Source organism: Micromonospora sp. NPDC000663, assembly GCF_042898105.1.
GTDB lineage: Bacteria > Actinomycetota > Actinomycetes > Mycobacteriales > Micromonosporaceae > Micromonospora.
In genome coordinates this window covers 312,812-326,031 of sequence record NZ_JBIAYR010000003.1, presented here as the reverse complement: position 1 = coordinate 326,031, position 13,220 = coordinate 312,812, and the positions used below count along the sequence as shown (strand labels likewise).

11 protein-coding genes are annotated in these 13,220 nt (G+C 71.3%); 8 read left to right on the top strand and 3 right to left on the bottom strand.

Features of this window, described 5'->3' with window-relative positions; genetic code table 11:
• Positions 1-42 precede the first annotated feature (42 nt).
• Complete coding sequence (purB, locus tag ACFY1S_RS13790; RefSeq protein WP_387116815.1) at positions 43-1,467, top strand: adenylosuccinate lyase; 1,425 nt, start codon at positions 43-45, stop codon at positions 1,465-1,467.
• A gap of 11 nt (positions 1,468-1,478) precedes the next feature.
• Here purB and ACFY1S_RS13785 read toward each other — a convergent pair whose 3' ends face one another.
• Both ACFY1S_RS13785 and ACFY1S_RS13780 read right to left on the bottom strand, forming a co-directional pair.
• On the bottom strand, positions 1,479-2,042 hold the full coding sequence (locus tag ACFY1S_RS13785) for a YbjQ family protein (RefSeq protein ID WP_364369697.1): 564 nt from the start codon (positions 2,040-2,042) through the stop codon (positions 1,479-1,481).
• 24 nt (positions 2,043-2,066) lie between these two features.
• The gene (locus tag ACFY1S_RS13780) at positions 2,067-2,750 is read right to left on the bottom strand and encodes a S1 family peptidase (RefSeq protein ID WP_387116812.1); all 684 of its coding nucleotides are present in this window, start codon (positions 2,748-2,750) and stop codon (positions 2,067-2,069) included.
• Between the two features lie 357 nt (positions 2,751-3,107).
• Between ACFY1S_RS13780 and purS the strand changes: the two genes are divergently transcribed.
• The 4 genes from purS (at position 3,108) to ACFY1S_RS13760 (ending at position 7,524) form a co-directional block, all read left to right on the top strand.
• Positions 3,108-3,371, top strand: coding sequence for a phosphoribosylformylglycinamidine synthase subunit PurS (purS, locus tag ACFY1S_RS13775; protein ID WP_030332194.1), 264 nt, complete (start codon positions 3,108-3,110; stop codon positions 3,369-3,371).
• Positions 3,368-4,051, top strand: a complete 684-nt coding sequence (purQ, locus tag ACFY1S_RS13770) for a phosphoribosylformylglycinamidine synthase subunit PurQ (RefSeq protein ID WP_387116809.1) — start codon at positions 3,368-3,370, stop codon at positions 4,049-4,051. The genes purS and purQ overlap by 4 nt, the downstream gene beginning before the upstream one ends.
• Before the next feature lie 67 nt (positions 4,052-4,118).
• Positions 4,119-6,764 (top strand): phosphoribosylformylglycinamidine synthase subunit PurL, encoded by a 2,646-nt coding sequence (gene purL / locus ACFY1S_RS13765; protein WP_387116806.1) that lies wholly within the window; start codon positions 4,119-4,121, stop codon positions 6,762-6,764.
• Positions 6,765-6,768: 4 nt separating this feature from the next.
• Positions 6,769-7,524 carry a 2-phosphosulfolactate phosphatase gene (locus ACFY1S_RS13760; RefSeq protein WP_387117663.1) on the top strand — a complete coding sequence of 252 codons (756 nt, stop codon included), beginning with the start codon at positions 6,769-6,771 and terminating at the stop codon, positions 7,522-7,524.
• A 90-nt stretch (positions 7,525-7,614) separates the two neighbouring features.
• Here the strand turns inward: ACFY1S_RS13760 and ACFY1S_RS13755 are convergent, their stop codons facing one another.
• Entirely contained in the window at positions 7,615-9,609 is a 1,995-nt protein-coding gene (locus tag ACFY1S_RS13755) for a carboxypeptidase-like regulatory domain-containing protein (protein WP_387116803.1), read from the bottom strand.
• A gap of 162 nt (positions 9,610-9,771) precedes the next feature.
• On the opposite strand from ACFY1S_RS13755, the gene ACFY1S_RS13750 reads away from it, so the two are divergent.
• The 3 genes from ACFY1S_RS13750 (at position 9,772) to purM (ending at position 13,048) form a co-directional block, all read left to right on the top strand.
• Positions 9,772-10,137 carry a sterol carrier family protein gene (locus ACFY1S_RS13750; RefSeq protein WP_387116800.1) on the top strand — a complete coding sequence of 122 codons (366 nt, stop codon included), beginning with the start codon at positions 9,772-9,774 and terminating at the stop codon, positions 10,135-10,137.
• A gap of 156 nt (positions 10,138-10,293) precedes the next feature.
• Entirely contained in the window at positions 10,294-11,832 is a 1,539-nt protein-coding gene (gene purF / locus ACFY1S_RS13745; protein ID WP_364369676.1) for an amidophosphoribosyltransferase, read from the top strand.
• Between the two features lie 61 nt (positions 11,833-11,893).
• Entirely contained in the window at positions 11,894-13,048 is a 1,155-nt protein-coding gene (purM, locus tag ACFY1S_RS13740) for a phosphoribosylformylglycinamidine cyclo-ligase (RefSeq protein ID WP_364369673.1), read from the top strand.
• Positions 13,049-13,220 lie beyond the last annotated feature (172 nt).

The following is a 13,220-nucleotide window of genomic DNA, read 5'->3' as shown; positions in this document are numbered from 1 at the left end:
CTCCCGGCTGGGCGAACCGCCGGGTAGGAGAGAATGAGGTACGTGACGACGATCCCCAACGTGCTCGCCAACCGGTACGCCTCACCCGAGTTGGTCGCCCTCTGGTCGCCCGAGGAGAAGGTCCGGATGGAGCGGCGGCTCTGGCTCGCCGTGCTCCGCGCCCAGCGTGATCTGGGCGTACCGGTGCCGGACGGCGTGGTCGAGGCGTACGAGAGGGTGCTCGACCAGGTCGACCTCGCCTCGATCGCCCAGCGGGAGCGGGTCACCCGGCACGACGTGAAGGCCCGGATCGAGGAGTTCAGCGCGCTCGCCGGCTTCGAGCACGTGCACAAGGGGATGACCTCGCGGGACCTCACCGAGAACGTCGAGCAACTCCAGGTGCGTGCCTCGCTGGAACTGATCCGGGACCGGGTGGTGGCCACCCTCGCCAGGCTGGCCTGGCTGGCCCACGAGCATTCCGAGCTGGTGATGACCGGCCGCTCGCACAACGTGGCGGCGCAGGCCACCACGCTGGGCAAGCGCTTCGCGTCGGCGGCGGAGGAGCTGCTGATCGCGTACGAGCGACTGGAGGAGCTGATCGCCCGCTACCCGCTGCGGGGGATCAAAGGGCCGGTCGGCACGTCCGCCGACCAGCTCGACCTCTTCGACGGCGACGCCGACAGGGTGGCCGACCTGGAGCGCCGGGTCGCCGAGCACCTGGGCTTCTCACGGGTGCTGGACAGCGTGGGGCAGGTCTACCCGCGTTCGTTGGACTTCGACGTGCTTGCCGCGTTGGCGCAGACCGCCGCCGCGCCGTCGTCGCTGGCCACCACGATCCGGCTGATGGTCGGCCAGGAGTTGGTGACCGAGGGCTTCAAGCCGGGCCAGGTCGGTTCCAGCGCGATGCCGCACAAGATGAACACTCGCTCGTCGGAGCGCGTGAACGGCTTCGCGGTGATCATCCGGGGTTATCTGTCGATGGTCGGTGAGCTGGCCGGCGACCAGTGGAACGAGGGGGACGTGTCCTGCTCGGTGGTCCGCCGGGTGGCCCTGCCGGACGCGTTCTTCGCCGCCGATGGGCTGTTCCAGACGTTCCTCACGGTGCTCGACGAGTTCGGCGCGTACCCGGCGGTGATCAACCGGGAGTTGGAGCGGTTCCTGCCGTTCCTGGCCACCACGAAGATCCTGGTGGCGGCGGTCCGGCGCGGCGTCGGCCGGGAGGTCGCCCACGAGGTGATTAAGGAGCACTCGGTCGCCGTGGCGCTTGCCATGCGCGAGAAGGGCGCCCCGGAGAACGACCTGTTCGACCGCCTGGCCGCCGACGGCCGGCTGGGCCTGTCCCGCGCCGACATCGACACCCTGGTCGCCGACCGCACCGCCTTCGTCGGCACCGCGACGGCCCAGGTCCAGGCGGTGACCAGGCGTATCACCACGGTGGTGGAGGCCCACCCGCACGCCGCCACGTACTCCCCGCCCCCGATCCTGTAACCCCGCCGGGGTTACTCGCCGGTGGGGGTCTCGGCGGCGGTTCTCAGGTTGGGGGCGCTTGCGGGTTCGGCGATGCCGCCGAGAGACTCGGCGAAGGCCGGGTCGGTGGCGGTCTCCGCCGCCACCACCGGCTGGTCGGAGGGCATGACCTCGGGCATCTTGGGTACGGCGATCACCGCCGTGCCGTACGCGCAGATCTCCATCCACATCTCGCCGCAGTCCCGGCTGTCGAACCGCATGCCGATCACGGCGTTCGCGCCGAGCCGCAGGGCCTCCTCGCCGAGGCGGGACACCGAGTCGGTACGCCACCGGGTCAGGTTGTCAGGTGCCATCGGGTCGTACGCGCCACCGCGCAGGTTCTTGACACCCTCGCGGTACGGGTTGCGCGTCCTGGCCATCGATGACACCACCTCACCGAGGATCTGGCGGATCTCGTAGCCGGGCAGTTGATCCGTCGTCACGACCAGCACGGTTCCGATGCTGTCAGGAGCGGGGAGCCCCGATCGGGTGCATTGTTCACCTGATCGGATGCTGCAAAACAGCGCGGCGCGGACGGTCGGCACTCGGTCGACCATCCACGCCGCGCGGGGCGCTAACCGTCAGACACCGGCAGTCGAGGAGATCCAGGCCCGGTTGTACGCAACGCTGCCGTAGTTCTGGATGCTCGACCCGTCGGCGGTGGAGGCGACGCCGACCTGCTGGCCGTTGTAGAACTGCGGTCCGCCGGAGTCACCGCGCCAGGCGTTGCCGTTGATCCGGGTGCTGCGGATCGCCTGCCCGCCGTACGCGTCGGTGGCGCTGTTGCTGGTGACCCGGACGGTAGCGGTCTTCAGCGTGGTGGACGCCGAGCAGCCGCTGTAGCAGGTCATGCCCCAGCCGTAGATCGAGTTGGTCGAGTTGATCGGCGGGTTGCTGCTGGCCAGGCTCACCGCCGAGGTGCTGACGGTGCTGGAGAGGCGCATGAGGGCCAGGTCGTTACGGGTGTAGGTGGCGCTGACCGTGCGGGTGACCCCGCCGGAGGTGCGGTTCACGCTTCCGACGCGTACCGACATGGTGCCGTTGATGCAGTGCCGGGCGGTGAGCACCCACTGCGGGGCGATCACGCTGCCGGAGCAGGTGAACGAGCCGTTGCTGAGCACTGCGGCGGCCCAGGGGGCCGACGAGACGGTGCCGCCGCCGATGATGGGTTGCGGGCCGGCCGGGGCGGCGACCGCTCCGGACGTGGCGCCGAGGACGCCGACCAGCGCGGTGCCGAGCACGGCGAGCAGGGGACGGATGCGCATCGGGTGACTCCTTGGACGGGGCGGGCCCGGGGTCGCCGGGTGCCGGACGGCGACGGCGGGAGGTCCCCGCCATCGCTATGCATCGAGTTGTGTCGATGTACAGTAGGGCGGACAGCCAGCGTTTTTCAAGGATTTGATCGAGCATATTCAATGTAACGATTCGGCCACCCCGTACGCCGTATATGCCCTGGTGAGACCGCGTGTCCTGACTGGCGGACCGCCCCGGGCACCCGTTATGTTGATCACCGTCTGAACTGCACCCGACCGGTGCGTCCGCGACGGAATCTGCCAGGTACGCTGGCTGCGCTCGCCCGTTGTGGGTCGGCACCCAACTGCGTACACAGTCAGGAGTGCCCAGTGCCTCGCGTCGTCGTCGACGTCATGCTCAAGCCCGAGATCCTCGATCCGCAGGGCCAGGCCGTCGCAAACGCGCTGCCCCGGCTCGGCGTCAGCGACGTCGCCTCGGTTCGGATCGGCAGGCGGATCGAGATCGAATTCACAGGTGAACCGGACCTGGACCGCGCCCGGGAGATCGCCGACAAGCTGCTCGCCAATCCGGTCATCGAGGACTTCACCGTGCGCCTGGTCGAGGCCGACGAGACCGCGGACGCCCGCTCGTGACCGCCCGGGTCGGTGTGGTCACCTTCCCTGGCTCGCTCGATGACGGGGACGCGGCCCGGGCCGTCCGGATCGCCGGCGCCGAGCCGGTCCGGCTCTGGCACGGTGACCCGGATCTGCACGGGGTCGACGCGGTAGTCCTGCCCGGCGGTTTCTCCTACGGCGACTACCTGCGCTGCGGTGCCATCGCCCGGTTCGCGCCGGTGATGGAGACGATCGTGGCCGCCGCCCAGGGTGGTCTGCCGGTGCTCGGCATCTGCAACGGCTTCCAGATCCTCTGCGAGGCGCACCTGCTGCCGGGCGCGCTCACCCGCAACCAGCACCTGCACTTCCGCAACCGGGACCAGGTGCTGCGCATCGAGTCGGCAGGCACGGCGTGGACCAACACGTTCCAGCCCGGCCAGGAGGTGCTCGTCCCGGTGAAGAACGGCGAGGGCTGCTACGTCGCCGACGCCGCGACGCTGGACCAGCTCGAAGCCGAGGGCCGCGTGGTCGCCCGCTACGTCGGCGGCAACCCCAACGGGTCGCTGCGGGACATCGCCGCGATCACCAACTCCGCCGGCAACGTCGTCGGCATCATGCCGCACCCCGAGCACGCGGTGGAGGCGCTCACCGGCCCCTCGCTGGACGGCCTCGGCTTCTTCACCTCGGTCCTCAAGCATCTGGTGGGGACGCCGGCGTGACCGGCGGCACGATCATCGGTCTGCTCAACCGCCGGTCTGGCGGGCACGAGCGCAGCGAGGAGAGGTCATGACCACCCATCCGGACCCGGTACGCGACACACCGGAGGCGTACTCCGCCCCGGCGCAGTCGGCCGAACCGCTCCCGGCGCAGCCCGCCGCTCCGGTCCAGCCGGCGATCGCCGACTGGACCGACGGCGTGGACACCGTGCCGCGCGCGAACGGCACCCCGGGCGAGCTTCAGCCGTACACCGAGCTGGGGCTCCGCGACGACGAGTACGACCGGATCCGGCAGATCCTCGGCCGCCGGCCCACCCAGTCCGAGCTGGCCATGTACTCGATCATGTGGAGTGAGCACTGCTCCTACAAGTCGAGCAAGGTGCACCTGCGCCAGTTCGGCGAGAAGGCACCGCAGAGCGACAGGCTGCTCGCCGGCATCGGTGAGAACGCCGGTGTGGTGCGGGTGTCCGACGAGCTGGCGGTGACCTTCAAGGTCGAGTCGCACAACCACCCGAGTTTCGTCGAGCCGTACCAGGGCGCGGCGACGGGCGTCGGCGGCATCGTCCGGGACATCCTCGCCATGGGTGCCCGCCCGATCGCGGTGATGGACCCGCTGCGTTTCGGTGCCGCGGACCACCCGGACACCGCCCGGGTGCTCACCGGCGTCGTCGCCGGCGTGGGCGGCTACGGTAACTGCCTGGGCCTGCCCAACATCGGTGGTGAGCTGGTCTTCGACCCCTCCTACCAGGGCAACCCGCTGCTCAACGCGCTCTGCCTCGGCGTGCTGCCGGTCGACCGACTCCAGAACAAGGCCGCCGCTGGCCCCGGCAACGTCGTGGTGCTGATGGGCGCCAAGACCGGCCGGGACGGCATCGGCGGTGTGTCGGTGCTGGCCAGCGCGACCTTCGACGAGGGCAGCGAGGCACGCCGCCCCGCCGTTCAGGTCGGCGACCCGTTCACCGAGAAGCTGCTGATCGAGGCGTGCCTGGAGCTGTACGACGGCCAGTTGGTGGTCGGCATCCAGGACCTCGGCGGTGCCGGGCTGACCTGCGCGCTCACCGAGACCGCCGCCGCGGCCGGCACCGGCATGCGGGTCTGGCTGGAGCGCGTGCCGCTGCGCGAGCCCTCGATGGACCCGCACGAGATCCTGGCCAGCGAGTCGCAGGAGCGGATGCTCCTTGTCGTCGAGCCGGACAAGCTCGACGCGGTGCTCAAGACCTGCGAGAAGTGGGGCGTCCTCGCCACCGCGATCGGTGAGGTCACCGCACCGGAACCAGACGGCCGCCCGGGTCGACTGCTGATCACCTGGCAGGACCACCTGGTCGTCGACGTGCCGCCGGGCTCACTTGTGGACGACGGCCCGGTGTACGCCCGCCCGATGCGGGAACCGGCCGACCTGATCCTGCTCCAGGCCGACCGGGCCGAGACGCTGCCCCGCCCGACCGACCCGGAGGCGCTGCGGGAGACCGTGCTGCGCATGATCGCGTCGCCGAACCTGGCCGACAAGACCTGGGTCACCGAGCAGTACGACCGGTACGTGCTGGGCAACACGGTCCTCGCGCAGCCGGAGGACGGCGGCGTGATCCGGCTCGACGAGCGGACCGGGCTCGGTGTGGCGCTGTCGGTGGACGGCAACGGTCGGTACGCCCGGCTCGACCCGTACAACGGCGCCAAGCTGGCCCTCGCCGAGGCGTACCGGAACGTGGCGGTGACCGGCGCGAAGCCGATCGCCGTGACCGACTGCCTCAACTTCGGCTCCCCGGAGGACCCGGGTGTCATGTGGCAGTTCGCCGAGGCCGTGCGCGGCCTCGCGGACGGCTGCCTGGAGCTGGGCATCCCGGTCACCGGCGGCAACGTCAGCTTCTACAACCAGACAGGTGCGGCGGCCATCCACCCGACCCCGGTGGTAGGCGTGCTGGGCGTGCTGGACAACGTGGCCGACCGGGTGCCGATGGGCTTCGTCCCGCGCCCCGGCGGCGACCACGACCAGCTCTACCTGCTCGGCGAGACGAACGTCGAGCTGTCCGGCTCGGAGTGGGCCTGGGTGACGCACGAGCACCTGGGCGGCATCCCGCCGCAGATCGACCTCGCCCGGGAGAAGGCGCTGGCCGACCTGCTGGCCGAGGCCGCCCGGGTGGGTCACCTGGCCTCCGCGCACGACCTCTCCGACGGTGGGCTCGCCCAGAGCCTTGTGGAGTCCTGCCTGCGCCGTGGCGTCGGCGCCCGGATCGCGGTGCCGGAGCAGTTCGCCGGCGGTTCGATGCCGTTCGTGTACCTGTTCAGCGAGTCCGCCACGCGGGCGCTCGTGTCGGTGCCGCGCGGCCACGACAAGGCGTTCGCGGCGCTCTGCGCCGAGCGGGGCGTGCCGTTCGAGCTGATCGGCGTCACCGACCCGACCGGCGGTGCGCTCGAGGTGCACGGCCAGTTCCGGATCGGCCTGGACGAGCTGCGCGCCGCGCACACCGAGACGCTGCCGCGCCTCTTCGGGGGTACGGCTGCCGTCGAGGTGCCCGCACCGGCCGCCGGTGTGGCGGGTGCCGTCGAGGGTGTGCCGCTGCCGGCCGCTCCGGCCGAGCCTGTCGACCCGGCCGAGGTGCTCTCCGAGCCCATCGCCTCGTCAGGTCCGTCGCCGGAGACCGGTGCCGTCGAGCCGATCGGGTCGGAGCAGTCCGAGTCGGACACCGGTGACACCGAGCCGACGCCTGACGAGCGCTGAGGCGTTGGCGGCTGCCGTCCACGGCCAACCCGGATCGGGCGCCCGGTTCGACTGGGGATTGACCGGGGCGGCCGAACTCGGCCGGGTCTGCGCGGCGCTGGTGGTGGTGGACGTGCTGTCGTTCACCACCGCCGTCGAGGTGGCGGTGGCCCGGGGCATGCGGGTGCACCCGTTTCCGTGGGGTGAGCAGGCCGCCGACTACGCGGTGCGGGTTGGCGCGGTGGCCGCGGTGGGCCGGCGACAGACGACAGCGGACCATCCGTGGTCGCTGTCGCCCGCCGCGTTGAGCACCGCGCCGGTGGTGGCGGACCTCGTGCTGCCGTCGCCGAACGGCTCGGCCATCAGCGCCGCGGCAAGCGCCACAGGCCTGCCGGTGGTCGCGGGGTGCCTGCGTAACGCACGCGCCGTCGGGCGGTGGCTGAGCCGCCAGGGGTACGGGACGCTTGACGCCCCGATCGGCGTGATCGCATCGGGCGAGCGGTGGCCGGACGGGTCGCTGCGCCCGTCGGTGGAGGACCTGCTCGGCGCGGCGAGTGTGCTCGACGCCCTCTCCGGCGTACCGGACGGGCTCTCCGTGGAGGCGGCGATGGCGCTCGCCGCGCTGGCCAGCACCCCGGACGTGCCCGCTGCGGTCCGGGGCAGCGTCTCCGGCCGGCAGCTGACCGAGAGCGGCTTCGCCGAGGACGTCGAGGTCGCCGTCCGGGTGGGCGTGTCGAATGTCGTACCGGTGCTCCGCCAGGGTGTCTTCTCCGCCGCCTGACAGACGTGGCGTGCCCCTGCTCGCCACCTTCAGCACAGCGAAACGGCCACCCGGAAAACCGGGTGGCCGTTCCTCGCGCTGTGGTGGGGGTCAGTCGTCGAGCCAGTCGAGGCGTCGGCCGCCCCGCTCGGTCGGCGGCGGGCCGTCCGGCCGGGCGCGGCCGGCCTGCTGCCCGTAGCCGCCCTGGTCGTAGCCCGGCTCGTCGTAGCCGCCGCGCTGTGCCGGAGGTTCCTGGCCGTAGCCGCCGCGTTGCGCCGGAGGTTCCTGGCCGTAGCCGCCCTGGTCGTACCCGCCGGCCTGCTGCCCGTAGCCGCCCTGGTCGTAGCCCCGGTCGTCGTACCCGCCGCGCTGCGCCGGAGGTTCCTGGCCGTAGCCGCCTTGGTCGTACCCGCCGGCCTGCTGCCCGTAGCCACCCTGGTCGTACCCGCCGGCCGGCTGGCCGTAGCCGCCTGTGGGCTCGGCCGGTCGACCGCCGTACGGGGCCGTCGGGTCGGGCTGGCCGTAGCCCTGGCCCTGCTCCGGCTGGTAGACGCCTGTGGCGTACGGGTCGGCCGGAGCCGGGTACTGCGTGTCGCCGGTGTACCGGCCGGTCGGCTCGTCGAAGCGCTCGCCGTAGGGGGCGCCACCGGCGGGAGCCGGCGGGTAACCAGCCGCGCCGGCCGGGGCCGTGTAGTCGCGGCTCCCGTAGCCGCCGCCCGAGGAGGGCGCGGCGCCGTAACCCGCGCCGGAGCCGGGCGTCGCGCCGTAGCCGTCACCTGCGGCTCCGGCACCGTAACCGCCCTCGGGGGCCGCCGCCGTGCCGTAGCCGCCACCCGAGGCGGGAGCGTTGCCGTAGCCGCCCGCGCCGTAGCCGCCGGGCGCCGGCTCGTCGCCGTAGCCCGTGCCACCCCAGCCCTGCCCGCCCGCCGCGCCGTAGGGCTGCGCGGGCGCGCCGTACGGGTCCGGGGGAACGTCGTCGACCACAGGGCGGTGCATCATCGTCGGCGCCTCGCTCAGCGCCGCGCCGCCCACCATGGTCGGGTCCGGTCCGCCGCCGGCCCGGTTGACCACCCGGGTCTGGTCGTCGCCGCCACGGAACGCGCCACGGGCAGCCGGCACCGCACCGACCGCGCCGGCACCGTCCGGGGCGTCCTCGTCGTCGCCGTTCTCCTTGCGCCGCATCCAGAGCAGCACGATCGTGCCGACGCCGGCGGCCACCAGCAGACCGCCGAGCAGGATGATCAGGTACGAGCCGAAGCCGCCGCCGTCATCCTCGTTCGAGGCGTTCGCCGCGGCGCCCGGGCTGGCCGCCTCGGACGGCTGCTCCTCGGCGCCTTCCTCGGTCGCCTCGTCGCTGGGAAGCGCCTCGGCGGTGGCGGACGGGGTGGCGCTGGGGGTCACCTCGACCTTGATCTCCAGGCTGATCCGCTGCCCGGTGACGGACTGCCCCGCGTTCGCGTTGAAGCTCTTGGTGGCGGTGATGTTGTCGAAGCTGGCACCGAGATCGATACGGCCCGGAGCGATCGGCTTCTCCGTGGTGCCGGTGAAGCGGAAGTCGCCGCTGCCGTTGCTGATGGTGTCGATCCGCTTACCGGTGCTGTCCTGCAGGATGACTATCGCGTTCGGGACTGCTTTGCCGTCGGCCTTCTTGACCACCTTGCCGGAGACCGACCGCACGGTCTGGTTCTGCGCCGGCGGCGGAGCGGCAGCCGCCTTGACGGTGACCCGGAGCGTGCGGCCGTTGTCGTCGCCGGTGACCGTGATCTTCGCCTGGGTCCCGTTGGCCGCCGGTGCGTTCGACGAGGCGGACAGGGTCAGGGTGACCTGCTTCGGCGCTATTCCCTCGAAGTTGATCGGACCGCATCCACCGCAGGTGACGCCGTCGGGCAGGCCGGTCACGTCGATGTCCGCGGACGTCTCGCCGACGTCGGGCCTGACCAGCACGTTGACAGTGCCGTTCTTGCCAGCGTCGATCGTGACCGAGTTGTCAGCGGTGCTGATCCTCGCGGCCATTGCTGGTGTGGCGGGGACGGCGAGCAGAGCGCCGGCAACCAGCGCTACGACCACACCGGCCCGCTGCTTCCAGGCACGTCGGTGTGTTGACACGTCCACCGCCTTCCGGGCTGACTTCCCTGGTGACCGGCGGGGCGCCGGGCCGGGGATCATCACGGTACGAATACGCCGTCGGCAACTATGCCTTGTCTCACTGGATCGGCGCGACCCAGGGCCAGCGTCGAGTGCTCGACCTGCGGGTCGTATCGTCCCGTCGTGTCCTCTCCGTACAGTAAGTCCGTCGCGGTTGCGGCGGTGTTGTCGGCGCTCGACGAGGGGCGTACACCCGAACGGTCGGTGTTCCGGGAAGCGGTCCGGACGTTGTTGGCAGTCCTCGCGGAGCGTGCCCCGGGCCGATCGGTGGAGGTACGGGTCCCACCATACGGGGCGATCCAGTGCGTCCCCGGTCCTCGACACACCAGGGGAACCCCGCCAAATGTGGTCGAGATGTCGCCCGAAACCTGGCTCGCGTTGGCGCTCGGTCGGATCGACTGGGCACAGGCGGTCGCCGACGGTCGTGTTCAGGTGAGTGGTGTCCGGGCGGACCTCTCGGCGTTTCTGCCCCTCCGAGTGCTCCGATGACCGAGGTTTGGTGACTCTCAGCAGGGAAATCGTGACTATCTGTATCGATAGCTGTTCGCGTACACTGTCAGGCGACGACAGTGGTCCCGGCCCAGGAGTGTGGATCCGCCCCGTGATCCCCGCCAGGCCGGTCCAGACCAGCGTGAGGGAGCGGTAGTGCCCCGAGGCGACGGCCGTTTGAGCCACGACCTTGATCCCCAACGACCCGGCCCACAGGACGCCTGTGGCGTCTTCGGTGTGTGGGCCCCCGGCGAAGAAGTTGCCAACCTGACCTACTTCGGTCTCTACGCCCTTCAGCACCGTGGCCAGGAGGCGGCGGGCATCGCGGTGAGCGACGGCTCCGGTGTGGTGGTCTACAAGGATCTAGGCCTGGTGGCCCAGGTCTTCGACGAGCCCACCCTGGCCAGCCTGCGTGGCCACCTGGCGATCGGGCACGCCCGCTACTCCACGACAGGCGCGTCGAACTGGGAGAACGCCCAGCCGACCATCCGGTCGACCAGCTCGGGCACGACCATCGCGCTTGCCCACAACGGCAACCTGGTCAACACCGCCGAACTGGAGAAGGAGGTCGCCGAGCGCGGCCTCGTCGCGGACGGCTCGACAAACGACACCTCCCTGGTGACCATGCTGCTGGCCAGCCGACCGGATCTGTCGGTCGAGGCGGCCGCGATGGAGGTGCTGCCGCAGCTGCGGGGGGCCTTCAGCTTCGTCTTCATGGACGAGTCGACGCTCTACGCGGCCCGTGACCCGCACGGCGTACGCCCGCTGGTGCTCGGCCGACTCGAACGCGGCTGGGTGGTGGCCAGCGAGACCGCCGCCCTGGACATCGTCGGCGCCAGCGTGGTGCGCGAGGTCGAGCCGGGCGAGCTGATCGCGATCGACGAGGACGGGCTGCGGTCCACCCGGTTCGCCGCGCCGGAGCCGAAGGGTTGCCTCTTCGAGTACGTCTACATCGCGCGTCCGGACGCCACGATCGCCGGGCGCAACGTGCACGCGGCGCGGGTGCAGATCGGCAGGCAGTTGGCCAAGGAGCATCCGGTCGAGGCCGACCTGGTGATCCCGGTGCCCGAGTCCGGCACCCCGGCCGCGATCGGTTACGCGGAGGCGTCCGGCATCACCTACGGCGCCGGCCTCATGAAGAACCCATACGTGGGGCGCACCTTCATCCAGCCGTCGCAGACCCTGCGTCAGCTCGGCATCCGGCTCAAGCTCAACCCGCTGCGGCAGAACGTGCGCGGCAAGCGGCTCGTGGTGGTGGACGACTCGATCGTCCGGGGCAACACCCAGCGGGCCATCGTCCGGATGCTGCGCGAGGCGGGCGCGCTGGAGGTGCACGTCCGCATCTCGTCCCCGCCGGTAAGTTGGCCCTGTTTCTACGGGATCGACTTCGCCACCCGGGCGGAACTGCTGGCCAACGGGTTGGACAACGACGGCATCCGGCGCTCGATCGGCGCCGACACGCTGGGCTACGTTTCGCTTCCCGGCCTGATCGCCGCGACCGAGCAGCCGAAGACCCGGCTGTGTCGGGCGTGTTTCGATGGGGAGTACCCGATCGAGCTGCCGGCGGGCAACCTGATCGGCAAGCACGTGCTCGAAGGGGTGGGACGTCGGGTCGCCGAGTCGGCGCCGGAGGCCCCGCACACCAACGGCTCGTTCGTCGCCACCCCTGGTGGCGTGACCGCAAACCGCCCGTAGCACCAACCGGCGCGGCCCGGCCACCGCCGGCGCGGCACCGAGAACCACAAAGGGGAGAACCGTGACGCACGTGTCCGAGCGCAGCGGCGCAGGAAGCAGCCCGACCGGCGCCGGCGGCGACCGCCAGCCCTGGACGGGCGGCGCCGGCCGCCAGGCGCGCAAACGCTCGGTCTCGTACGCCGACGCCGGCGTCTCGATCGACGCGGGTGACCGCGCTGTGGAGCTGCTCAAGTCGAAGGTGCGCCAGACCCGCCGTCCCGAGGTGCTCGGCGACCTCGGCGGCTTCGCCGGCCTGTTCCGGCTGGACACGAAGAAGTACAAGAGCCCGATCCTGGCGTCCTCCACCGACGGCGTGGGCACCAAGCTGGTGATCGCCCAGCAGATGGACATCCACGACACGGTCGGCATCGACCTGGTCGCGATGGTCGTCGACGACCTGGTGGCCTGTGGCGCCGAGCCGCTGTTCCTGCTCGACTACATCGCCACCGGCGAGGTCGTTCCGGACAAGGTCGCCGAGATCGGCGCGGGCATCGCCGACGGCTGCCGGTACGCGGGCTGCGCGCTGCTGGGCGGGGAGACCGCCGAGCACCCCGGCGTCCTGCGCCCGGACGAGTACGACATCTCCGCCACTGGTGTCGGCGTGGTCGAGGAGGCCGACATCCTCAGCCCCGACCGCGTACAGGTGGGCGACGTGGTGATCGCCATGCGCTCGTCCGGCCTGCACTCGAACGGGTACTCGCTGGTCCGGCACGTCCTGCTCGGGGCGGCGCGGATGCGGCTGGACATCGTCATCGACGACTTCGGCCGGCAGCGGACCCTCGGTGAGGAGCTGCTCACCCCCACCAAGATCTACGCCAAGGACTGCCTCAAGCTGATCGCCGAGGCGGACGTGCGGGCGCTGTCGCACATCACCGGTGGCGGCATTCCCGGCAACCTGGTCCGGGTGCTGCCCGAGCACGTGGACGCCGTGGTCAACCGCTCCACCTGGAAGCCGCAGCCGGTCTTCGACCTGATCCAGTCGAAGGGCCGGATCGACGACCACGACATGGAGTCGACCTTCAACATGGGCGTCGGCATGTTCGCGATCGTCTCGGCGGAGGACGCCGACCGGGCGTTGGCCACGCTTACCGGCCGTGGGGTCGAGGCGTGGCAGGCCGGCGAGATCATCGAGGGCACCGGCAACGTGCAGATGGTCGGCCAGCACACCCGCGGATGATCACAGTCCGGTGATCGTACGGGCACCTGATCAGGGCTTCACCCGAGTGGCCATCGCCGCCTAGCCTGAAGGGCACCCTTCAGAGACGCTCGGGAGCCGCCTCGCGGCTTCCCGACCGCCTCTCAGGCCAGGCGGAGGAGGGCGATGGCTGCTCGGGGACAGTCGTTCAGCG